Annotated in this window: 21 protein-coding genes and 1 pseudogene; 14 read left to right on the plus strand and 8 right to left on the minus strand. The window is 57.1% G+C overall.

All coding sequences use genetic code 11. The annotated features are described in order from the left end of the window. The first annotated feature begins 268 nt into the window (after positions 1 to 268). Positions 269 to 550, plus strand: coding sequence for a hypothetical protein (locus tag RGCCGE502_RS17390; RefSeq protein ID WP_244441727.1), 282 nt, complete (start codon positions 269 to 271; stop codon positions 548 to 550). A 138-nt stretch (positions 551 to 688) separates the two neighbouring features. Here RGCCGE502_RS17390 and RGCCGE502_RS17395 read toward each other — a convergent pair whose 3' ends face one another. After that, entirely contained in the window at positions 689 to 1,093 is a 405-nt protein-coding gene (locus tag RGCCGE502_RS17395) for an OsmC family protein (RefSeq protein WP_019280080.1), read from the minus strand. A 397-nt stretch (positions 1,094 to 1,490) separates the two neighbouring features. On the opposite strand from RGCCGE502_RS17395, the gene RGCCGE502_RS39100 reads away from it, so the two are divergent. After that, positions 1,491 to 1,727, plus strand: a complete 237-nt coding sequence (locus RGCCGE502_RS39100) for a DUF982 domain-containing protein (RefSeq protein ID WP_016555496.1) — start codon at positions 1,491 to 1,493, stop codon at positions 1,725 to 1,727. A gap of 497 nt (positions 1,728 to 2,224) precedes the next feature. On the opposite strand, the gene RGCCGE502_RS17405 is transcribed toward RGCCGE502_RS39100, so the two are convergent. After that, the gene (locus tag RGCCGE502_RS17405; protein ID WP_016555497.1) at positions 2,225 to 2,794 is read right to left on the minus strand and encodes an NUDIX domain-containing protein; all 570 of its coding nucleotides are present in this window, start codon (positions 2,792 to 2,794) and stop codon (positions 2,225 to 2,227) included. 393 nt (positions 2,795 to 3,187) lie between these two features. Beyond that, positions 3,188 to 3,532 carry a winged helix-turn-helix domain-containing protein gene (locus RGCCGE502_RS35420; RefSeq protein WP_016555498.1) on the minus strand — a complete coding sequence of 115 codons (345 nt, stop codon included), beginning with the start codon at positions 3,530 to 3,532 and terminating at the stop codon, positions 3,188 to 3,190. Positions 3,533 to 3,640: 108 nt separating this feature from the next. Here RGCCGE502_RS35420 and RGCCGE502_RS17415 point away from each other — a divergent pair, with 108 nt between their 5' ends. The 5 genes from RGCCGE502_RS17415 (at position 3,641) to RGCCGE502_RS17435 (ending at position 8,085) form a co-directional block, all read left to right on the plus strand. Continuing rightward, entirely contained in the window at positions 3,641 to 4,387 is a 747-nt protein-coding gene (locus RGCCGE502_RS17415; protein WP_016555499.1) for a glucose 1-dehydrogenase, read from the plus strand. A gap of 650 nt (positions 4,388 to 5,037) precedes the next feature. Further along, positions 5,038 to 5,328, plus strand: coding sequence for a SemiSWEET family sugar transporter (locus RGCCGE502_RS17420; protein ID WP_016555500.1), 291 nt, complete (start codon positions 5,038 to 5,040; stop codon positions 5,326 to 5,328). Continuing rightward, positions 5,328 to 6,446, plus strand: coding sequence for a sialidase family protein (locus RGCCGE502_RS17425; RefSeq protein ID WP_040674926.1), 1,119 nt, complete (start codon positions 5,328 to 5,330; stop codon positions 6,444 to 6,446). The genes RGCCGE502_RS17420 and RGCCGE502_RS17425 overlap by 1 nt, the downstream gene beginning before the upstream one ends. 515 nt (positions 6,447 to 6,961) lie before the next feature. Beyond that, positions 6,962 to 7,399, plus strand: a complete 438-nt coding sequence (locus RGCCGE502_RS38010) for an MbcA/ParS/Xre antitoxin family protein (protein WP_016555502.1) — start codon at positions 6,962 to 6,964, stop codon at positions 7,397 to 7,399. A 77-nt stretch (positions 7,400 to 7,476) separates the two neighbouring features. Continuing rightward, complete coding sequence (locus tag RGCCGE502_RS17435) at positions 7,477 to 8,085, plus strand: RES family NAD+ phosphorylase (protein WP_141652364.1); 609 nt, start codon at positions 7,477 to 7,479, stop codon at positions 8,083 to 8,085. On the opposite strand, the pseudogene RGCCGE502_RS17440 reads toward RGCCGE502_RS17435, so the two are convergent. From RGCCGE502_RS17440 to RGCCGE502_RS38015, 4 genes and pseudogenes are all read right to left on the minus strand, one after another. Beyond that, positions 8,082 to 8,549 (minus strand): annotated as a pseudogene (locus RGCCGE502_RS17440) (DUF1612 domain-containing protein); the annotation flags it as partial. The gene RGCCGE502_RS17435 and the pseudogene RGCCGE502_RS17440 overlap by 4 nt on opposite strands. Positions 8,550 to 8,590: 41 nt before the next feature. Next, positions 8,591 to 9,463, minus strand: coding sequence for a lipid kinase (locus tag RGCCGE502_RS17445; protein ID WP_016555506.1), 873 nt, complete (start codon positions 9,461 to 9,463; stop codon positions 8,591 to 8,593). Positions 9,464 to 12,321: 2,858 nt separating this feature from the next. Continuing rightward, positions 12,322 to 12,627 (minus strand): DUF982 domain-containing protein, encoded by a 306-nt coding sequence (locus tag RGCCGE502_RS17455; RefSeq protein ID WP_016555507.1) that lies wholly within the window; start codon positions 12,625 to 12,627, stop codon positions 12,322 to 12,324. A gap of 233 nt (positions 12,628 to 12,860) precedes the next feature. After that, positions 12,861 to 13,070: a hypothetical protein gene (locus tag RGCCGE502_RS38015; protein WP_081647266.1), complete on the minus strand. Its 210-nt coding sequence runs from the start codon at positions 13,068 to 13,070 to the stop codon at positions 12,861 to 12,863. Between the two features lie 792 nt (positions 13,071 to 13,862). Here RGCCGE502_RS38015 and RGCCGE502_RS37330 point away from each other — a divergent pair. Next, entirely contained in the window at positions 13,863 to 14,033 is a 171-nt protein-coding gene (locus RGCCGE502_RS37330) for a hypothetical protein (RefSeq protein ID WP_016555508.1), read from the plus strand. 125 nt (positions 14,034 to 14,158) lie between these two features. Here RGCCGE502_RS37330 and RGCCGE502_RS17460 read toward each other — a convergent pair whose 3' ends face one another. Beyond that, positions 14,159 to 15,034: a Hint domain-containing protein gene (locus RGCCGE502_RS17460; protein WP_016555509.1), complete on the minus strand. Its 876-nt coding sequence runs from the start codon at positions 15,032 to 15,034 to the stop codon at positions 14,159 to 14,161. Positions 15,035 to 15,452: 418 nt separating this feature from the next. Here RGCCGE502_RS17460 and RGCCGE502_RS17465 point away from each other — a divergent pair, with 418 nt between their 5' ends. The 6 genes from RGCCGE502_RS17465 (at position 15,453) to RGCCGE502_RS17490 (ending at position 21,713) form a co-directional block, all read left to right on the plus strand. Continuing rightward, on the plus strand, positions 15,453 to 16,223 hold the full coding sequence (locus tag RGCCGE502_RS17465) for an SDR family NAD(P)-dependent oxidoreductase (RefSeq protein ID WP_016555510.1): 771 nt from the start codon (positions 15,453 to 15,455) through the stop codon (positions 16,221 to 16,223). A gap of 282 nt (positions 16,224 to 16,505) precedes the next feature. Continuing rightward, positions 16,506 to 17,834: a histidinol dehydrogenase gene (gene hisD, locus RGCCGE502_RS17470; RefSeq protein ID WP_016555511.1), complete on the plus strand. Its 1,329-nt coding sequence runs from the start codon at positions 16,506 to 16,508 to the stop codon at positions 17,832 to 17,834. Positions 17,835 to 17,838: 4 nt separating this feature from the next. Further along, complete coding sequence (locus tag RGCCGE502_RS17475; protein ID WP_016555512.1) at positions 17,839 to 18,852, plus strand: zinc-dependent alcohol dehydrogenase; 1,014 nt, start codon at positions 17,839 to 17,841, stop codon at positions 18,850 to 18,852. Between the two features lie 34 nt (positions 18,853 to 18,886). Further along, a complete protein-coding gene (hutC, locus tag RGCCGE502_RS17480) occupies positions 18,887 to 19,618 on the plus strand; it encodes a histidine utilization transcriptional repressor HutC (protein ID WP_016555513.1) in 732 nt (243 codons plus the stop codon). A gap of 200 nt (positions 19,619 to 19,818) precedes the next feature. Continuing rightward, positions 19,819 to 20,832: an ABC transporter substrate-binding protein gene (locus tag RGCCGE502_RS17485; RefSeq protein WP_016555514.1), complete on the plus strand. Its 1,014-nt coding sequence runs from the start codon at positions 19,819 to 19,821 to the stop codon at positions 20,830 to 20,832. 20 nt (positions 20,833 to 20,852) lie between these two features. After that, a complete protein-coding gene (locus RGCCGE502_RS17490; RefSeq protein WP_040674922.1) occupies positions 20,853 to 21,713 on the plus strand; it encodes an ABC transporter permease in 861 nt (286 codons plus the stop codon). The last annotated feature ends 1 nt before the right edge of the window (position 21,714 follow it).

The raw sequence follows: 21,714 nt of genomic DNA on the forward strand, positions 1-21,714 counted from the left end.
CAGCACTACGTACAGCAGGAGCAGCGTGTCGGCGATTTCGGCGCCCAGCGTGCCGGTGAAGATACCGGTTGTTGCTCAGAAAAGAGGAGCAAAACACAATGTTCGATGACACCACTTAGTCGGGTTCATTAATACAGGCATCGCTGCCTGCCCATTCAATGTCAATTGCACAAGCTTAATGGACGCTTTCCGTCAAGAGTGATCTCGCGCAATAAACGCAACACCTCAATTTGAGTTCACGCGAAGTCCGGCACGGTTTATAAGCTTCTTGGCAAACTTTTGGTACGCCAGCGTACAAAGAGCGTATCATGCCCTGATGGGCGCGGAAACAGATCTTGAAATGGTGGAGAGGCACGTTTCTCGCGGTGAGGCAATCATCGCGGTGCAGCGCTCTGTCATTGAGCAACTGTCTGCTCGAGGATCATCGACAACCGACGCCGAGCATCTTCTGATGCTGTTTCTGGAGATCCAGTCGCAGCATGTCGCCCACCGCAACCGCTTAACGGCTGAGCTGGGCGAACGCCGGTTGCCTTCAGAGAAGAAGCCCTGACACGATCCGCGTCCTGTCGTACACGTCGCCTTGGCTCACCCGAGGCAATCAAGGTTTCCTCTCCGGGCGCCTAACGACCTACCTGGGCGTTTGTTCCAGCTGGGTCCAAGACAACGACCGTAAAGGGTGGCTGCCTTATCAGCCGCGAGTTAGACTAACTGGTAGACCTTGCGCTAAGGAGTTTGCTACCGTGCAGACCCGCCAGGCCTCCTCAATCACCTGGGCTGGGTCACTACCATCAAGCATCTGCACTCGAACCGTCACCTCGGCCTTGCTAGCAATCAAGGGCATTCCATCAAGATTTATGGTGACGCTGACGGCAATCTCGCCAATCTCCCGTCCCATGTCATGCGAGACATAGCGAAGGTCGTTACAGTAGCACCCGCCGATTGCTAATCCGAGCAGCTGAGCACCGTTGAACCCGATGCCCCCGCCACCGGCTTTGCCATCGGGGCGATCAACAACCACGGTATGGCTGGCGGCCCATCCTAGTGCCGCCTCCGTTCCTGCGATGTTCCGCAGCTCCACTGTTGAAACAACCACTCCTTCCTCCAAGGTTAGGTCAGGCCAGTCCCAAGAATTCGCGTTACGAGAAATTTGCGCATGAGTTTGTGAAAGGCAAGACGCCAAAGATGCCTCTTAGCTAGCCGTGCAAAAAGTGCGGGCACGCCTCATCCTCGCGATCATCGTCGCTGGTGCCGTCCTGCTGTCCATGGCGCTGAATAGCTGCCAAGCCCCGCACATCTGCAAACACTGGGGGGTGGTTCGTAAATCTCGTCCGACGACAAGTGTTTGAACCGCTGGGATAGCGTGAGATGCTTGGCTCTGAGGATTGCGATCCAGAGTGCGATGGCCCGATGGAGCCCTCCGACACGCGGGACGGGGGATTGGAACTTTCCTCATCGTTCTCGCGTTCAAAGGCCCGCGGAGGATTACTGCTATGCCATGCGGACTGTGGAACGAACCGGTTGATATCCCTTTCGGCGCGATTGAATCCCGACAAATCCATGGACCAGACGAAGCTATCATGGCCCTCATAGATCGATGGCCAAACAGACGCGGTCCCGCGTACGTCAAGGCCCTCACAGCCTGTCGGGCGGCGATCGCGGGCCGCCTTGATCCGGAAGCGGCCAAGCCCGATTTTCTGGCCGCGGTCCGAGAAGTCGAGCTCAGCTAGCGCGGTCTCTGCCCGTTCGATAAATGGTCATGCAGAACAGGTGGTTGTGCGTGAAGAGCGAAATCAGCGCCAGGACCCGACCACTTCCATCTGCACCTTGCTGGTGCGATGTGCCATGTACTGAAAGTAAAGATTTCCTGAAGACCAAGGAAGCGACCGTCCTTGTCGATATGCGCACGATGGAAGGCGCACGCTAGTACGGCTTCTCGTCCCTCCAGAGACACTCATCGGCCGAGACCTATCGCGGCGCTGAAAGAACTTGATGGCTAGGAGCCTTTAGCTACTGTCCAACTACGTTCTAGTCTTTGGGCGTCGTTCATGTTCACCTCCACCCCGCAAGCCAGGCGGAGTTCGTTCTTTGATAGTCTCGAAAAATTTGTTCAAGACGGAACTGAAGGTGGCCTCTCTGAGTTTTCGAGTGCTTGAGTGCCCGCTCACAGCACCCCCACCTTGATTGCCCCGCTCTTGTCTAGCGTCGTGCGGGGCATCTTTTTTTCCTATGCGGTACCCCTTCTCAACATCAGGGCTTGAAGCAACACAACTGTCTTCATGTCCATGATTTCTCCCGAAGCGATCATGCCGTAAGCCTCCTTAAAGCTCAGCTCCAATACCTCAATATCCTCCCCCTCATGGGCCAAGCCGCCCCCGCGTTGCCGGTCATGGTCATCGTAGGTTCCGATGAACATGGTGAGGACCTCTGTGACAAAGGCGCATAAGCCATACGAAGCGGATACAAGCTCCAGATTTTTCACGACCACCCCAGCCTCCTCCAGCGCTTCGCGGCGAGCGCACGCTTCAGGATCGTCTCCATCCAGGAGTCCAGCGACCGCTTCAAGCATGTAAGGGTTGTCTCCATTCAGCATCGCAGGCGGTCGAAACTGACGTACCAAAATGACTTTGTCCGTAGCAGGATTGTGCAATAGAACGGCGGCAGCGTGGCCCCGGTCGTAGACCTCCCTGCAGATTTCGCCCTCGGTTCCATCAAAGCGACGGTAGCGAAATATGTACTCTGTGAGGGTGCCGAACCCTTTGCCTAACACCTTTGAAAAAACAACCTTCGCGCTCACCGGGTCCCCTCGTATCTTCTACTTTGGCAACGTTGTGCAGCAAGCACCGCGCTGGTGGAAAGCGACAACAAGCCCATCAAGTAGACAAAACCACTGAGACACTGCCTAAGTCCCTAGTGCGAGCGGAATGATAAATGAATCAGCCATTTTTCAATCGCGTAGATTTCCTCCGATCAGCTAGACCGCGCGGGGCCGAAGTCTCGGCAGATGTGACGTACGGCAACATGTGCCACATCGTGAGCGGATCGTCCATCAATACTCGAAGAACCAGCTTCGCTGACTCGAACGGATCTTAACGCCGACGTCGGCTCCATCGAGTTCCAATGATTGCTCGCCCGGTCGCCAGGTTTGCTAGGACGCTCGAAAGATATCATCACGCGAGATGGCTCGCCCTCAATCCGCTTTCGCTTCTTTGGGAAACCAACCGTAAGCACTCAGAATGGCCCTGGTGAGACCTGGAAAGCGAACATCCAATTCCGTGCAGCGCGAATGGTTACGCATTTCAACTCCTTGACGCTCGCAGCGGATAAGGCCGGCCTCGCGCAGCACTTTGATGTGGTTCGACAGCGACGACTTAGGGACAACGCGCTCGCGCAAGTTGGCCAGCGCAGCACACGTCCCGCCGGAGCCACCGCTCGCAATTTGCGCGAAAATCGCCACGCGCTCCGGATCTGACAGGGCATGCAGGATCGCTTCTGGCCGAACGTCTTCTATTGATGGGTGAAAGAGAGGTCTCATAATTTTTGTATATTGGGGCTTGAAACCAAGATCAACAGTTCCGAACTTCCGAACTAAGGAACAATGCCGCCAATTCCGGCGGCGGTCCAAGTTGAAAAGGAACGCGCCATGGGTAAGCTCACTGGAAAAGTCGCCGTCGTGACAGGGGGCTCTAAAGGAATCGGTGCCGCGATTGCCAAGGCACTTGCAGCGGAAGGTGCAGGGGTAGTGGTGAACTACGCTTCGAGCAAGGCGGGAGCGGACGCGGTGGTCCAGACGATTACGTCGGCAGGTGGCAGGGCGATCGCAATCCAGGGTGACGTTTCGAAGGCTGAACAGGCGCAGGGACTGGTGGACGCTGCGGTCAAGGAATTTGGCCAGCTCGACGTGCTGGTCAACAACTCCGGGGTCTACGAGTTCGCGCCGATCGAAGAGGTAACAGAGGAACAGTATCGTCGCATGTTTGATGTGAACGTTCTGGGGGTTCTGCTGAGCACCCAGGCAGCGCTCAAGCACCTCGGCGAAGGCGGCAGCGTCATCAACATCTCATCCGCAGCGACCAGTCTGGCTCCTCCAGCCTCCAGCGTCTATACCGGGACCAAGGGCGCGCTGGACAGTATCACCAGCGTCCTTGCCAATGAGTTGGGCCCGCGAAAAATACGCGTTAACGCAATTCTCCCGGGCATCGTGGAAACAGAGGGTACTCACACCGCGGGGTTCATTGGTTCGGATTTCGCGCACAGCGCAGTGACCCAGACTCCGCTCGGCCGAATAGGCCAGCCCGACGACATCGCTGGGGTTGCTGTCTTCCTCGCTTCCGACGATGCCCGTTGGCTGACTGGCGAGCGATTGGTCGCTAGCGGCGGTTTTCGGTAGTGAACAATTGACGGTGTGCGTGCTGACGCGCACCGTCTCGCTTGAGCGCGGTGGCTTCGACGCGCGCCCACATAGGGTTGATAGCGGCAGCTGAGACAACGTCCGAGATCAGCTGCCCTCTTCCTCATCATCGACATCGCTGATCCGCGTATAGCCCTGCATTGGCGTACAGATAGTGCGTATACTCCCTGCCTTCATCACCTTGGCTCCGGCCCCGCGCGCGGCCTCATACCACGGCGATCATCACACTCGCCAATCCCTGAGGGCGGAACGCCGGCATTGGCTGACCGGCCGAAGCAGGTACGTCGCTCGTGAGGGTGTCTCCTTGCCGGCCCCGTCGAGGCCGAGCTTTCTAGCTCGAGTCAAGGAGGTCCGACTCAAGGCGCGCGTGATGGGGATCGTGCCGGCGGAAAATCGAGACCAGGTTCATTCGGAGCAGCATAGACAAACGACCAAAGAGCGATAATCCCCATCCTCGTCAGTTTGGCTGAAGTCTTGTAACTTCGGTCCCCTTATCATGCGTCACCGAGCAAACAGACGGAACACTCCCTAGTAACCGGAGTTCTGATGTGATCGCACGCAATCGGTCAGTGGTCACGAACGAGCCTCTAGCTAAAGCGCACCCTTATCGACGTTTCCATGAGGACTACATGGATCTAGTATTGATCATCGGCTACTGCGCGTCGATTTGCTCCGTCGCCAGCTTCGTGCCCCAGACGATAAAGATCGTACGCAGCGGGGACACGTCCGCGATCTCCACCTGGATGTATCTTCTAACAGTGACAGGATTTGCGCTGTGGACGTGGTTTGGTTTTCTGCGAGGCGAGATCCCTATCATCCTCACCAATGCGACTTGCTTTGTATTGTCGGCTTTGATCCTGGCGATGAAGTTGAGGTCGGCATTCTCCAATCGACCCCACAAGCTTCGCAAGGACGCATGATGACCGCAGACGCCCTTACTGTCGAAAGCCACGAGGTATACTTTCAAAGGGACCATTTCGCGGCTTGGCCAGCCAACTACGGCTTATGGATTTGGGGCGATGAAGTGCTCGTTATCTTTGCCGACGGGAAAGTGGGCTCACAGGGGCCGCTTCATGCGCGAGATGAGGATCACCCGTTTCGTCCGAAACAAGCTAGGAGCTTGGATGGAGGCCAGACTTGGGTCGTCGAAGATTTCCGGGGAGTCGTCCCCGGCGGAGAAACCTTGTCTGCCGACGAGCATGTCGTGAGTGGTTTGCGCTCCGGCTCGGTCCTCGATGATGTCGCGTTCTTTGAAACGCTTTCCGCTCCAATTGATTTTACGGACCCTGAAACGATCGTCATGGCCGCGCGGACTGGCATCCACGCCGATGCGAGAAGCTGGTTCTATTTTAGCCGCAACAGAGGGAGACAGTGGAACGGGCCCCATTCTTTCAACGGATTGAGCCTTACTGGTGTCGCCGCGAGAACGGATATCGTTCCCCTGAGCCCTCATCATGCGCTGTTCATGCTCAGCTGTGCGAAGCTCAACGGATTGGAGGGGCGAGCGTTCTGTGCCGAGAGCAGAGATGGGGGAAGAACTTTCAGCTTGAAGAGCTTCATAGCAGACGATGAGAATGGCTACTCGATTATGCCATCGAGTGCGCGTCTGACCGATGGTACGATCATCACCGTTATACGGCGCGGCTATTCGGAACAAAGACCGGGGTGGCTGGAAGGGTTTCGGTCAAACGACGAGGGGCAGTCTTGGCACCCACTGGGGCGGATCGTTGAGACTACGGGAAATGGAGGAAATCCGCCCGCTCTTTCGGTGTCGCCGAAGGACCGTCTCTACCTGATTTACGGCGTGCGGGACCAACCTTACGGTATTCGTCTCAAGACTAGCGACGATAGCGGGGTAACGTGGTCTAACGAGCGGATTGTGCGCGACAATGTCATTTTGTCTGATCTCGGGTATGCGAGGTCGTCATTGCGGCAAGACGGCAAGATAATCTGCATCTACTACCTCAACAATGGGCATGAGCGTTTCATCGAAGCGTCGATCGTGTCAGATGGCGGGCTTGGGAACCTCTCGAAATAATCCATTGAAGCAAACTCGGTCCCATGAGGACTAAGCAACTCGCCGATGGACACAGGATCGGATCTGATTCTGACATTCGCTGGTCGTCAACTGAATCCGCCGCTAATGGCGTCGTATGTCAGTCAGCAGGAGTTCTCCCGCGAGGTGTTATGGGGCTGGCAATTCCGGACGTTGCAACGAGGGATAGCAGTTATCGGAGGCCAGGTGTGACGCGGCCGGAGACGTCTGGTCCCAATCGCACGATGCCTGCCTGGATATCCGCGTCCACGGCACTTCCATGTAGAAGGACCACAGGTGCCAGCCAGCACCGCCGCAACTGACCATGGATAGGGCCAGGAGGACCGGACCCGAGGTTAACGCGACGTGTTTCATTGTTGAACCCAATTGATTGCGGCGGAAAGTCCCCTCCAGAGAGGGCTCCACCATTGGCGTCGTGTTGCGCTTCGGTCTCAATCGTATTATAAACTTAAGATCCTGCCATTTGGCAGTATACTATCTGTCAGATGGAGGTCGTCATGGTCGTAGCACAAGCTGTTCGTGATAGTGGAGCGCCGCAGTCGCCTGTAAATCTAGGCGATGCAGGATCCCGGGAACGGCTTACCCCGGCAGCAGTGTCAGGTGTTGTTCGACTGGCCGAGATATGGCGCTTAACCAGCGTCGAGGTCTGCGCCCTGATGGGTGACGTGTCAGAGCGCACTTGGTTCAGAATGAAAAAGGGCGCGTGGAGCGGGAGCCTGTCTCAAGACACGTTGACCAGAGTCAGCGCCTTGATAGGCATCTTCAAAGCTCTCCGACTGCTTTTCTCTGAACCACTGGCCGACGAATGGGTGAAACTTCCAAATAAGGGACCGCTTTTCCAGGGGCGCCGGCCAATCGACGTGATGATCGAGGGCGGCATCCCAAAGCTGCTTCTTGTGCGACGCCACGTTGATGCATTGCGGGGTGGGCTGTGATCGAGCCGGCTCGCACGGACATTGTCCAGCGAGATACGGTCCGTCTCATATCGACCGCTAGGCTGAAGGAACCAGTGTTGCTGGCTCTCGCGCCAAATCATGGCGCCATGGAGGATCTCGCCGAGTTGGAGGGCGCTACCAGCGGCCGCCTCCAAGCCCAAGAAGGTGGCCTGCTGGACCTCGATCCGAAAGAGCTCGTCTTCGGACGCCCCGGCCATACATTCATCAATGCAGCGTTTACATATACACGCCCCGGCGGCAACCGATTCAACGATGACGAGCGCGGTGCCTGGTACTGCGCATTTTTGGCGGAAACGGCTTTAGTCGAGGTCGCTTTTCATCTGACAAGAGAACTGGAAGCAATCAACCGCTTCAAGAATGTCACCGACTACGCAGAATTGATCTCTGATTTCGTTGGTCATTTCCACGACCTTCGCGGCGATGGTTTTTCGGGTGGCGAGAGTTTGAACCCCGATCCGGCAGTCGCATATCCGGCGGGGCAGGCATTGGCCAGATGGCTTCGTCAAGAGAAGGACAGTCCGGGTCTGATCTATCCTTCCGTGAGATCATCGGGGGGCATATGTCTCGTGGCCTTCCATCCCTCACTGATTCAAAACCTGCGCCAAGGCGGGACATGGAGGCTTGAATGGCAGGGTTCTCCAGAACCTGATATCTCTAGACTTTAGATGAGCTCCAAATGACGAACACGGCCCATCTTGATGAAGCGAGAAAGGCGATGCTTGCAGCATGGGCCAACGCTGGAAATGCAGGTTCGCCGAACCTCGCCCGGCTCCAAAACGATCCGCCGCGCCGCCTGCGGCGTGACCTCGAGCGTCTTCGCCACCATCCCAGCCGATACCAATGGCTTCGCCATTACCAGCTCGACCAACTCCGGCAATTTTGAAGACGTTCGTCTTGCCGACAATTTGCGTTCCATCATCTGCCGAGCCAATGCCAGCCGGTCATGCTCCTTGAGGCCGGCCTCAGCGGCCGCCAAAAACCCATTGGCGATTGCGAGGAGCCGCGTCTCCCGGTCGCGATGCCGGCGCCAATCGACGGGGGTGGTTTTGAGGCCAAGATGAATGGCGGCGAGATGAGCGCCTGGCGTGACCCTCGCCTGGCGCAGGATCGACGCCGCGAACAGGCGGCCAGCCGACGACGCAGACGATGAACCGGGGTCTGGAGTGGCACCTAAGGGATGAAAACAGAAACCGCCTTCTCGAGAACAGTGAACCTCACTGGTGTCTTGGTTTTAAGTTCCCCGTCAAGATTGACTGGGCGTGGCCTCTTGGTTCGGATTGTAAGGTCTTTGGTGGAAAAAGTGCGGACATCGTCCCATTCACTTTGCGTGCCCGCTCGAAGGCTGGGAAGCAACGCCAGAAGCCGCCACCAATGATCGACTTCGAGGCTGTAAAAATCGAGCAATCCGTCGGTTGCGGTTGCGTCGGCCTTCACGGCCATGCCGCCACCGTAGAAGCGGCCGTTGCCCACGGCCATCTGAAGAGTATGCAATCCCTCCACCCGGCCATCGTGTTCCAATGTCGCACTGAATAGACGCGAACTGGCAAGAAGCCTCGCTGCTACGATACCGTAACCGAGTTTGCCCCACCGCTTCTTAGCTTTTTCAGTCAAAGACATCGCCAGGTCCGCGCTGAAGCCTATGCTGGCTACATTGAAGAACGGATGTCCATTCGCTTGGCCAAGATCTATTAGTGTCGTGTTTCCCTTGGCGACAATATCGATGGCGGCCGCCAGGTCGGTTGGCAAACCAATGGTCCGCGCGAAGTCATTGGCAGTCCCGAGAGGCAGGACGCCAAGCGAGAGGCCCGTGTCCAGCAAACCTTCGGCAGCAGCGTTCAGGCTCCCATCTCCGCCACCAACAATAACCATGTCTATCTTGCCGGCACGAGCCTTGATGGCCTCAGACGGCGTCTCATTGGATTCAGGGAGAAGCTCTACATAGTTTATACCACTACGCGAAAGCAGCTCACGGACTTGAGGCAAACTTTCTTCCCCACGCCTGGACTTCGGGTTCACTAGGAGCAAAGCGGCCTTGCCATTCATGCAGATATTCTCCGTTCACCTGAAACACATCTGGGAGACCAATATAAAAGCGCAAAGTTGACCTCCGTATCGACAGATGTGCAGCGCAACGGGCCCCATTCAAGTGCTCGGAAATGGATTAAATTGCTCCCTCGAGTAACCGGGGGAAGTGCCGTTTACCAACCTGAATGGGGAGCCCGATCAGACGTTTTTTACGGGCGATTTAATCAAGGATCTGCTTGCCGCCTGTCGCACAATGCCCGCCTGTTTTTCATCGCGCGTGATCCGACGCAAATTCTTATGCGGTACAAAGAGCACGCGTCAACGGCGCAATGACCCGCCAGACAACACAGCTTTAGCCTTCAGCTCCGGGCTTCCAACCCCCTCCCTTCTCGATCCCTCCGATCTCGAGCGGAACCGCGTTCGGATGGCGGGGCCGAGTAATGATGTCGATTGGCGGCGGCCGAGCAATAGCGGAAACTTTGCGCGTCACATTGGCGGCTTCGCGAATAGCAGGACCACCATGCGGCGCTCTAGGGGCGTCAAAGGTTAACGCCTTCGTAACCAGTTTGCTTTCTTTCGCTTTAAGCGGAAAAGGTCCACGGTGTATCTGGCAACCGTTGGTTACGCCGATGGAGGGCGCCATGGACTATGTAAGCGTTGCGGTCGTCGGCGCTGGAATAGGGATGATCTCGTTTTGGATCGCTATCAACGCCAGACATTTTTGGTTCAGGGCGTCTGAACCGTTCGCACTTCTCCAACAGAAACGGAGCGGCAATTCCACCGAGTCTTCGCGATCATGACAAACGAGCGCCGCCAATCCCTGCTGCGCTTTTATATGGAAAAGTACGAGTGCGGTCCCCAGGACGCCATGCTATTCGCCGTAGAAGATAGAGAGCGAGACATCCGGAGGTGCGGGTGAGATTGCTCGGCCTCACTCACACCAATTACTCTGGTGCCCTTGCGCCACCTTGGGTAAGCCTTCCTTCTTCAACTTCTGGTCCACTTCGAGAATATTTATTTCGGCGATTTTCAGAATATATGTGGAGCAATAGGGAAAGCCGAGAGCCGCAAGCGCAGGAGGCGGGCCATTGAAGGATGCGCAAGGTTCGACGGGGTATGACGATCCTTGCGCAGCCCCTCTCACAAGCCAAGCCTGCAAGGTCTTTTAGATTACCATCATTGCCTCAACCCGGCGATAACGTCTTATGCATTATAAGGCTGCGACGGGCTAGGGCATCTCTCCGCTCTGCGGGGAGCAGGAGGCCATAAGGGGATTTCCGCGACACCTCGCGGCCTCTAAATCCTTCCCCCTAGGGAAGAACCGGAAGAGAGTACCGGCGGGGGACCACCCCATCACCGTAGGTCGGAATGTGCCGTATCCTTCGTAGGGTTATAGGTCATTCCGTAGTCGAACTGGCGATCAACTGCTCAGCGTCGCTACAGGGAACAATGACGGCCATCGCGCGTTTGCGGTGGAAGAACTCACCCATCGAAACTCAACTCGCGCACTTGACCCTGTACTTCGCGTCGGCGCGGTGGGGTTTCTAAATTGCTGTTTTCGGAAATAAAGAATGGATCATCGTCGAACGGACAGATGTCGAGACCTAGAAAGGGCGCTTGCAAAACAACTTCCCCGATGCGGTCAGGTCCAATCGCTTCACGATCTAGGGCGGCCGTTAATCGAAATGGGATTCACGGAGACGGAAATTGTTCGAGCGCTGGTTACCCTAACACATATGAGAACAATCAAACTTCTTCCGGGCAATCTGCTCAGAGTCCTCAGAAATCCCCCATGATCCAGGCGGGCGGCGACAGCGTGCATAGACTGGCGGCGGAGGGAGAGTGGGGCGTTAACGTCGCCCCGCCCGCATAGGAGATAACTATCAATTGAACTGCTTGACTAGCAGAGGCCAGAGAGCTAGCCAATGCTTTATCTGAAAAGACCTTTCACGGGCGGCCGGCTCACTCACTGCATGCACTGCCCATTCATGAACCGGCCTCGCGCCGGCGTTTGGGGTGACGCGTCGGCGCTTCAATTTATATGGCCGCGCAATGCCGGATTTTCCATGTCTTCAAACGTACGATAGCGAACAATGGAAGCCGGGAGCGGGGCGTTGCTCCCGGCGTCGAGCCCGCAACAGGAGTGCATGAAAGCGGGTACGGCCCCCAATGAACATTGATATATTCGCAAAGTTCCACCCAATTCGCAAAAACCCGTCTTCCTCGGAACCACGCTAACGGCACGTTCGTCTGCAGGATCGCAAACTCTCCTGGAGGTCGTCCTCCAACTCCCGACAGGTCTGTTCGAAATGCACCAGAAGCATACTGTCTCCGCCCTTGGTTCGCAGGTCATCACGAAGTCTCAGAGCGTCGCCGTAGGCTTCTATGAGTTCGGTCCACCGAGTGGCCAAGTGTGCTTGATCCTGAAGGTCGGGATGTAGCTTCAAAAGCGCCGCCAACCCGAACCCAAAACTTTCGGAACTCGCGTTTTCCATCGGCATTGCAAAAAGAGCCCCGCGTCTATCGTGGCGGTATTCGGAACCCGCACCACGTGATCACCATCAAAGTTTCCCATCGGCCCGCCCCTTTCGGTTAGGCTGAGAGGTCGATGGCACACATTCGCGTTTCTAACCTGAATACCAGATGAAGAGGATGCGCTGCACCGTGTCTCAGGATTGGAACCACGGCCAAGGCTGTTCCGCAACAGTCTTGGCCCACGGGATCTAGCTATTCCTGAGTCGAGTTACGAACCGGTCCTCGGCGCTGAACAAAGCTTGACGGATCCGGGTCACGTCCACTTTGGCATCCTGGACTGTGGACTGGTAGCCGGGCCCAGCCAGCTAGTCCCAGCAAGGTTAGGCGCCGCTTCGTGGGATTCACACGCGGCGATGGCCAGTTTCTAGTAAACGCCTGTCGCCCGCCCGCGTGCTACCGCCTCGCACCGCATAGCCTGCCTCCATACATGCTGCGAGGAAGAGCTCTTTGCTGACCGCCGGCGGAGTTTCACGGCGGAGGGCATTCCGGCAACTGGCGACCGCTGCATCATGATATGCACCGTGTGCATTGGGCCATTCGTTTTCAAGAAAGTCCAGAGTATCGTGGATACTTTGGAAGGACTTTTCGGTGCCATTCTGAAGGCGAACAGTTATAGGCGTAGCCCAAAGAATATCTGGCGTCGGCATTTTCTCCTCCTTTTCTTACCAACGGCACATGGCGAGAATCTAATATTTGAGGCGCAGCGTTCAAGGGCTAAGGGCACGGGCTGTAAGGGACGCGACACTCAATACTGCTCCGAGATGGGCTGTGGGCCGGCTGGTCGTCCGGCGCAATCATACCAAGACGGCTGCTGTCAGGATCGTGGGCGACTCATCGCAATTCCAGAGAGGGGGCTTATGATCGCTTCCTGCAGTGTTGATCAGACCTTTGACCGGTATGTCGTCGGTGGCGGAAGAGCCTCATGTGCTTTTGCCAACGTTTCCAACCAAGTCGCCAAACCGGTTGGAACCTCCTCGTTTCCCGCTTCGAGAGCTTCGATCCACGATAACTCGCACTGAAGCGCGGACGCAATGTTGATTGGCGTCCATCGGATGTGCAAGAGGCATTCTGAAAATCGTTGGGGGGTCATGGCACCTGCTGCAATGGATCATTCGTTGGCCACCCTCGCACAAAGATTATCGGTGTCAATCGTGGCAGTCGTTTTGCGTGCAGCAGCGCCCCGGCCTCTGCCTTCACTCGGCTAGCTTGCAGGATTTGCAGAAAGCATGGGTTTCCGGGAGCTTCGCGGGGTATAACATGCAAGGGTGTGCGTGGAGATTCCGGTGTCCGGTGGGTTTTGGACCACATACGCTTACCGGCCTCGACCGGGCCAGGCGACATGGCCATTTCGGTCGGGCCGGTGAGCGCGGGTCCCGGCCGCGGCGGCCATGCGGACGTGCCGATAACGCCGCACATCGTTTTAACAATGCGCGTAGAACTCCAAATGTTAACTGGCGTGCGCTGCAGCACGGGAACTGATCGTTTCGGGCGTCGTTCTTCTAAAAAGAAGGAGAACAGCCATGTCTTCTCAAAACGGCGAAGGAACCGGGAAAACTGTAACGGACTCGTCTCACCTGCCAACGTTGACGTTGGAGCAAGAACGTGTGGTCGATTCCTATCGCCACGGCCGAATGAGGGAATCATTGTTTCAGCAGCACCTGGCTGACGATCCAGTCTTGGCGCGTTACGTTCGTTTGAAATGTCACCCACCTCGCGATGGATGGTTGCCTCCGACCTCGGGAACGTCTTCAAAGAGAAGCGGGCACTGACCTTATTGGTTCCGGATCCTGAGCAGTCAGGAAACTTAAGACTCTTTCCCAATCCCGCTCATCGGGAACATCCCGGCTGGGTAGTGGTTAGGCTCCCCAGAAAGGAGTTCGTTATGACGATCATTCCGACCGAACCCGATCCGAGCCAGGCGCCTGGGCCCATTCCCGGCCTGCCGCCTGATGTCCCCAATCCGCCGATTGAAGAGCCAGAACCCGAAGACCTTCCGGATGAGATTCCAAACCCGAACCCGGATGAGAACGACATGCCTCCGAAGCTGTTGTGAGCCGGCACCGCATCGCCAGACCTATGTCAGCTGGACGAACAGGTGTGATAGGCATCTCCAAAGAGACACAGGATGAGCTCTGCTAAAATCCGCAGAGCCCTAATCCAAGCAAGACCAACGTCTTTTTAAACCGATCGCGCTTCGGCTTGGGCATTGATCCTCATGTAGGCATCCTCGAGCGGATCGTGAATTGGCACCAAGGGCGCAGCGCCAAGCATGAGGAGAGCTTTTAGGTGCTGCCAGCCGCCTTCCTCACCAAGAACCGTCGCATAGGAGGTCATCGCCTGGCGCGCCTCACCAGCATAGAGGCGTTCGTACTCCGCAAAGTTCGAGAAGTTCTCGCGGTTACTTTCCGACGGACAGAAAGTCTCTGCTGCTGCGCCTTCAGCCAGAATTATTTCATGGGTGGCGAGAAGCACAGCGTAGTACTCAATTGTCATGTCACTGCTGGGTGTGATCGGCGCAATCGTCGTGCCATTCACGAGATCCTTCACACGAATAAGAACACCATTCAGGAAGAGCGCATGACCTGGCGACAGGTAGAGATCAGCATGTGGCGTCTGACCGTCCAGGGCGTGGCGGGCAACTCGGATCGGGATGACGCCTTCAAACCAGCGGGCGCCACCCTTCTTGAACGATTGGCGACCCACCCACTTGACCGCCCGGGTTTCTCCGCTCGGCAGGGCGACGCGATCGCCAATACGAAGATCCTCGACAGGCTTTTCGCCGTATTCTGTTAAAATGGCGGTCCCGCGGAGGAAGCATTGCGCGCCACCATCGCCGCCGGACTTGCCATTCCCGCCTGCGTTTCCGTTCCCGCCCGCGTTTCCGTTCCCGTTACCCCATCCCAAATGCAGCCCCGCTGCTCTTGCCGGCAAAGACGAAGCCGCCATTGCAACGGCCGCCAAGCCCGCCAAGCGAGCACCGGCAGCTGCTGCCACCCCCAAAAAACGCCGGCGTGCGGTATTGCGTGGCAGCTTCGGATCTTTCAAGTGTGACATCCTGATGGTCCTCTTCTATCTAGAACAGAAAAGGATACGCGTTTTACGCCCGCTCGGAATTCGGCAGAAAGGCTTAGTACGCAAACGCACCAATGGGGTTCCCAGAGTCTTCTTTCCAATACGCAGGCTCGCGCCTCGAAGACGAAGCTCGGACGCCGGACTAAACTGCAGCTTGGCTCCTACAGGGGCCGAGAGATCCAGAAAGCCGCTGCCGTTATGAGACGTTCGGCAAAATTTCTTTCAGCCGGCAGGCTATCGATCTCCAGCGATTCCAGAGACCAATGTGACGGCTTCCAAAGCAGACGATGTCAGCCGATATCAAGTGCCTGTTGGAGGTGTTCTCGTGATCTGGATATCACTATCGTTGGCCGAGTCGCCCAACGGCCATAACAAGGAAATCAAAAACGGGAGGGTTCCAATGCCCAGAAACATGTTTGATCTCACGGGACGGGTCGCGGTCGTCACCGGGGCCAGTCGTGGCCTTGGACAGTGGATCGCACTTTCCCTTGCTGAAGCGGGTGCAGATCTCTGTGTCACCGCTCGTGATGAAAAGTCGCTGCATGAAACGAAGCAGAAGATTGAAGCCCTCGGCAGGAGATGCCTCACCAGCGCCCAGGATGTGACCGACATCTCATCCATCGACGAAACCCTGAGCCGGTTCGAAGCGAACACGGGCGGAATTAACATTCTCGTCAACAATGCCGGCTATGAGCAGGTTTCTCCCTCTTTGGATGTCGATGAAGATACCTGGGACAAGATTATCGGGACCAACCTAAAGGGCGCCTTTTTCTGGTCCCAGGCTGCAGCGCGGCGGATGTCCACTCGTACCGTTGGCGGAAGTATCATAAACCTCTGCTCTCTCACCTCCTTTGTCGGCATACCCACCGCTGTGCCCTACGGCTCTTCGAAGTCCGGGCTGCTCGGCATGACACGCGCGCTCTCATGCGAATGGGCGCCGCTTGGCATCCGGGTGAATGCAGTCGCACCCGGATATTTTCGCACAGCAATGACAGAAGGTTTTTACCAGGACGGGGACTGGTCAGAACGAATGCTCGACAAGATCCCGCAGAAGCGGTTCGGCAACGCCTCTGATATTGGGGGTGCCGTCGTCTTCCTGGCAAGCGGAGCTTCCTCCTACGTGACGGGTCAATGTATTGCCATTGATGGCGGTTTTCTTGCATCGATCTGAATCGGGCAAGATGATCCTTGACAGCATCGGGTTCATCACTAAAGTCACGAATGTATAGACAACTATAGACAATAAACGGGAACGAAGACGTCGACTTCCTAGGAATTTGCCGGGTCTGAATATCCCGTGTCCTCGCGTGATCAGAAATCCGGCCATTGCTCTGGGAGGCACCCGTTGCGCGGCGCTCCTGCCGGGTGCTTGCCAGTTTTAGACTCGTCACGACATGTCGCGACGATGAAGGGCCGCTTGCGCCTGCGCGGTCTCAATCCAAGGGTTCATACAATGACTGAGGTCACCTTCCACGACTATTCGAAACTCGGCGGCGACGAGAAAGCCGCCCTCTTGCGCCGGTCCGAGACCGACATTTCGACATTCATCGAGAAGGTCGCTCCAATCCTCGAGGCAGTGCGCACGGAGGGAGACCGCGCGGTCGCCCGGTTTGGACGAGACCTCGACAAGGCGGATGTCTCCGAAGACAAAATCAAGGTCACGGAAGCGGAATTCGACGCGGCCTTCAAGGCGGTCAGTGAGGATGTGATCGAAGCGATAACCTTCGGCATTGAAAATATCCGCCATTTTCACGAGGAGCAAAAGCCCGAAGCCATGTGGCTGAAGGAGATCAAGCCCGGCGCCTTCGCCGGCGACCGCTTCACACCGATCAAGTCGGTCGCGCTCTACGTTCCGCGTGGCAAAGGCTCATTTCCATCCGTCACCATGATGACGTCTGTCCCCGCGGTGGTTGCCGGTGTTCCTGATCTGGCGATCGTCACACCGCCGGCGCCTGATGGTGGTGTCGATGCCGCGACGCTCGTGGCAGCGCGTCTGGCTGGCGTAAAGACGGTCTACAAGGTCGGCGGCGCGCAGGCTGTCGCCGCTGTTGCTTACGGCACGGAAACGATTAAGCCGGCGCTGAAGATCGTCGGGCCGGGAAGTCCCTGGGTGGTCGCAGCCAAGCGAAGCCTTGCCGGCATCATCGACACCGGACTTCCAGCCGGTCCTTCCGAAGCGATCATCTTTGCTGACGACACCCTCCATGGGGGCCTTGCGGCCCTCGACCTTCTGATCGAGGCTGAGCACGGCCCCGACTCCTCTGCCTATCTCGTCACCCATAGCCGCAGGGTTGCCGACGAGGCTCTCGCCGCTCTGCCCGACCACTGGGCCCGGATGACAGAGCAGCGCGTGCAATTTTCAAGCATGGTGCTCTCAGGAAAATGCGGCGGCATCATCCTCACCTCGTCGGTCGAGGAAAGCTATGACTTCATCAATGCCTATGCCCCGGAACACCTTGAGATCCTGTCGACGGATCCTTTTGCCCATCTTGGCCACATCACCGAGGCAGCCGAAATCCTCCTCGGCCCCCATACGCCCGTCAGCATCGCGAACTTCTGCCTCGGGCCGAACGCGGTGCTTCCGACCAGCCGCTGGGCACGGACATTTGGTCCCCTCTCGGTTACCGACTTCGTGAAACGCAGTTCGATCGGCTATGTGACTGCGCCTGCCTATCCCGAGTTTGCCAAACGTGCTCACAAGCTTGCGGAATACGAGGGCTTCTCGTCCCACGCGCATGCGGTTTCGGCCGTCCGTGACACTTATCTGCCGAAACGAGGCTGAGGTGATGAAGGCCGTTCGTCTGCACGACGCGCTCGATCTAAGGGTCGAAGAGATTGAACGACCCGGCCCGCCTCCGGCAGGATCCGTAACGATCGATGTTCGTGCGGCCGGGATCTGCGGTTCGGACCTTCACAACTTCCGGACGGGCCAGTGGATCAGCCGGCGTCCATCAACCGCCGGACACGAGTTCTGCGGGCGCATATCGGCGATTGGCGACGGTGTCGAAGGTCTTGTTGTCGGTGACCTGGTCGCTGCCGACTCAAGATTCTATTGTGGTGAATGCGACGCCTGTAGATCTGGCCGTACCAATGTCTGCGAGCATCTCGGTTTTGTCGGCGAGGTGTGTGACGGCGGTTTTGCCGAGCAGACCCAGCTGCCGGCCAGGCTCGTCAGGAAGCACGATCCGTCGCTTGATCCGACGATCGCTGCCATGGCCGAACCGCTGGCCGTTGCCCTTCACGCCATACGCCGGCTGAACCCCCGCAGCGGCGAAGCGGTCATTCTGATCGGATGCGGGACGATCGGCGGTCTTTGCGGACTGTTGCTTTCACGCCTTCACAACGGAAAGCTGCTATTTGCGGACGTGAACCTCGATCGAGCGGAAATGGTGGCAGGGATTTGCGGCGGATCGGCAATACCACTGGACAAGTCAAAAGCCAGAGTTCTACTGAACGACGTCCGTCTTCGATACGCAATCGATGCGACGGGAAGCACGAAAGCGATAGAACAGGGCATCGAGATCCTGGATGGGGGCGGTGCCATTGCTCTCGTCGGAATCAGTCACGGGAAAATTGAGCTTGATCCGAATATCCTGGTCGAGCGAGAGATTGCCCTTATCGGCTGTCACGCTTTCGAAACCGAACTTGCCGATGCCATTGCACTCCTGCCGGACCTGCAGTCTTCCCTCCTCGAATTCATAGATACCCTGACGTCGCTCGACGACGTTCCAGAGGCCTATCGCCAATTGAACGAAGGACGAGCTTCCAGGTTGAAGACCATTATTCGCATCGCCGACTGATCAAGTCACGCCGGGCGTGAGACGGAGTTTCAAGTTGCCAGGTCTTTCAAACACTGCGCTGCCTCTCTACGAGAAGGTCAAGGACTTCGTCCTCGATAACATCGGGAACGGAAACTGGCCACAAAACGAGAAACTTCCGTCCGAGCACGATCTTGTATCCTCGCTCGGCGTGTCCAGGATGACGGTTCATCGCGCTTTGCGGGAGCTGACCGACAAAGGCTATCTCAGACGCGTTCAGGGTGTCGGGACCTTCGTTTCCCCTCCGAGAGCGCAATCCACTCTGATTGAGATCAGCAACATTGTCAGCGAGATCAAGGCCCGAGGAAGTCGCCATCGTGCGGAGGTGGTCATCCTCGAAAGGATCGAACGGCCAGATGAGATGCTGTTGCGGGCATTCGAGTACACAGAGCCTCGACCCGTCGATCATTCCCTGATCGTGCATTGCGAAAATGGCGTTCCGGTTCAACTCGAGGAACGATACGTCAATCCAACTCTTGTGAAGCACTATCTCGATCAGGATTTCACATCCGCGGCGACTTATGACTACCTGCAGCACAGCACCCCCCTGACGGAGGTAGAACACCTGATCAGTGCCATCCCAGCGACCGAGCGAGACGCGAAGCTTCTGCATATCCGTGAACGTGACAGCTGCCTTGTACTCAATCGGAAGACCTGGACCGGGCCAACTGTCGCCACCGTCAACACCTTTACCTATGTCGGGAGCCGCTATGCGCTCGGGAGCAGATACCTGTCTCCAGCAAGATGAAGCGTCGGGCAGTCAAGGTGCAGGGGAGATCAATCAGCAGATCTCGGTCACATCAAGTGGCGAGGGTGCGATGCTAAAATGTACGACAAGTATAACGCACCGGCATATCGCCCGTTTTCCGGCCTTGATGTTCGGGCGTGAAACTTGAAAAGATGCAACGCTAACCAACGACGAAAAATAGTTAGAAAGAGGGGTTTGAAATGAACTACGCATCCATCAGTAAACACGTCTCCCGCGCAGCAATTGCGCTCGGGATCGTCGGTGCGCTCGCCTTGAGCCCGGCCGTCGCGCAGGACATCCCTTCCAAGCCGGAGCCCGGCACCTTCAAGATCGGGATTGAGCCCTGGCTTGGCTACGGGCAGTGGCATGTCGCGGCAAGCAAGGATCTGTTCAAGAAAGCCAATCTCGAGAACGTCGAGCTGGTGAACTTCACCGAGGACAAAGACATCAATGCCGCACTCGCGAGCGGACAACTTGATGCTGCCAACATTGCGACGCACACCGCCATGGGCATGGTCGCCGCCGGTCTCCCGGTGAAGATCGTCTCCCTTCTCGACTTCAGTCTGAAGGCCGATGCCATTCTCGCAGGTGCGGACGTCAAGAGCGTAGCTGATCTCAAGGGCAAGAAAATTGCCTTCGAAGAAGGTACGACCAGCGACATCCTCCTGAATTACGCCCTTGCCAGCAACGGCATGACCATCAACGACATCGAACGCGTGCCGATGCCGGCAGCTGACGCCGGAACCGCACTGATCGCAGGACAGGTTCCTGTTGCTGTGACCTACGAGCCTTACATCTCAACCGCACTCGCCCAGGACAAAAATATCCAGCTCCTGTTCGAAGCTGGTAAGGACCCCGGCCTCGTCTCTGACGTCCTCGTCGTTCGTGAGGAAGTGCTGAAGGAGAAGCCCGGACAAGTGCTGGCGATGATCAAGGCCTGGGATGCGGCGCTTGCCGATTACAAGGCCAATACGGAAGAGGACCGCGCCATCATCGCAAAGGCCGTTGGTGCCTCGCCGGAGGATCTCAAAACCGCCTTCGACGGCGTTCAGTACTACACGTCAGCGGAAGCTGCCAAAGCCTTTGCCGGCGACTTCAAGAGCAAGACCTTCGCCGACGTTCTGAAGGCGGCAAAACAGGCCGGCCTCCTGAAGCAGGACGTTTCCGCCGACAGCATGATCGACACCTCGTTCGTTGACGCCGCGAACAAGTGACCTCTGCCAACGGGACCGTAATGTCTAGCTCCGAAATGCCCTCGACACCAAAGGACCGGCCCCGCGCGCAATTGCGTGCGGGCGTCGGCAGACCGCCAAGCGCCTTCAGGATCGGCGATCCGATCGGCGGACGGGCCTTTTTTCTGATCGCACTTTCCGTTTTCGTCCTGCTCTTTACCGTGTGGTGGATCACGACCGGGACCGGCTGGGTGAAGCCGATCTTCCTGCCCTCACCCACAGCCGTCTGGACCAAGATGGTCGAGCTCGCTGTCGACGGTACACTTTGGACCGATGCCGGGATCAGCATCTATCGCATGCTGGTCGGGTTTCTTCTGGCGTCAGCCATGGCAATTCCGATCGGGATCATGATCGGTTGCTTCAAGACATGGGAAGCGGCCATCGAGCCGTTTGTCGATTTCGTTCGCTACATGCCGGTCGTTGCCTTCGTGCCCCTCACCATTCTTTGGGCTGGAACAAGTGATATCCAGAAGTTCGTCATCATCTGGATCGGCACATTCTTCCAGCAAGTGCTGATGGTCATGGACAGTGTTAAACGCGTTCCAGCCGACTTCGTGGGGCTCGGCCGCACGCTCGGCATGTCGGAAACCAAGATCCTGCGCCGCATCGTCCTGCCATCCGCCCTTCCCGGTATTTGGGATACACTACGCATCAGCCTGGGCTGGGCTTGGACCTGGCTGGTCCTTGCAGAGCTCGTCGCCGCCACGTCGGGGCTTGGCTATCGCATCGTGGTCTCGCAGCGATATTTTCAGACGCAGACGATCATCGGTTACATCCTGCTGCTTGGCTTGCTTGGCTTGATCACCGATCAGAGCATGAAAGCGCTCGAGCGCGTCTTCTTCCGCTATTCCTCGAGGCATTGAC

The organism is Rhizobium grahamii CCGE 502 (assembly GCF_000298315.2).
GTDB classification, from domain to species: domain Bacteria; phylum Pseudomonadota; class Alphaproteobacteria; order Rhizobiales; family Rhizobiaceae; genus Rhizobium; species Rhizobium grahamii.

Coding starts and splice junctions, on each gene's coding strand:
- RGCCGE502_RS39100 (WP_016555496.1), top strand. CDS start 1,491: ATGCCATGCGGACTGTGGAACGAACCGGTTGATATCCCTTTCGGCGCG.
- RGCCGE502_RS35420 (WP_016555498.1), bottom strand. CDS start 3,532: ATGAGACCTCTCTTTCACCCATCAATAGAAGACGTTCGGCCAGAAGCG.
- RGCCGE502_RS17415 (WP_016555499.1), top strand. CDS start 3,641: ATGGGTAAGCTCACTGGAAAAGTCGCCGTCGTGACAGGGGGCTCTAAA.
- RGCCGE502_RS17420 (WP_016555500.1), top strand. CDS start 5,038: ATGGATCTAGTATTGATCATCGGCTACTGCGCGTCGATTTGCTCCGTC.
- RGCCGE502_RS17425 (WP_040674926.1), top strand. CDS start 5,328: ATGACCGCAGACGCCCTTACTGTCGAAAGCCACGAGGTATACTTTCAA.
- RGCCGE502_RS38010 (WP_016555502.1), top strand. CDS start 6,962: ATGGTCGTAGCACAAGCTGTTCGTGATAGTGGAGCGCCGCAGTCGCCT.
- RGCCGE502_RS17445 (WP_016555506.1), bottom strand. CDS start 9,463: ATGAATGGCAAGGCCGCTTTGCTCCTAGTGAACCCGAAGTCCAGGCGT.
- RGCCGE502_RS17455 (WP_016555507.1), bottom strand. CDS start 12,627: ATGCCGACGCCAGATATTCTTTGGGCTACGCCTATAACTGTTCGCCTT.
- RGCCGE502_RS38015 (WP_081647266.1), bottom strand. CDS start 13,070: ATGACCCCCCAACGATTTTCAGAATGCCTCTTGCACATCCGATGGACG.
- RGCCGE502_RS37330 (WP_016555508.1), top strand. CDS start 13,863: ATGACGATCATTCCGACCGAACCCGATCCGAGCCAGGCGCCTGGGCCC.
- RGCCGE502_RS17460 (WP_016555509.1), bottom strand. CDS start 15,034: ATGTCACACTTGAAAGATCCGAAGCTGCCACGCAATACCGCACGCCGG.
- RGCCGE502_RS17465 (WP_016555510.1), top strand. CDS start 15,453: ATGCCCAGAAACATGTTTGATCTCACGGGACGGGTCGCGGTCGTCACC.
- hisD (WP_016555511.1), top strand. CDS start 16,506: ATGACTGAGGTCACCTTCCACGACTATTCGAAACTCGGCGGCGACGAG.
- RGCCGE502_RS17475 (WP_016555512.1), top strand. CDS start 17,839: ATGAAGGCCGTTCGTCTGCACGACGCGCTCGATCTAAGGGTCGAAGAG.
- RGCCGE502_RS17485 (WP_016555514.1), top strand. CDS start 19,819: ATGAACTACGCATCCATCAGTAAACACGTCTCCCGCGCAGCAATTGCG.
- RGCCGE502_RS17490 (WP_040674922.1), top strand. CDS start 20,853: ATGTCTAGCTCCGAAATGCCCTCGACACCAAAGGACCGGCCCCGCGCG.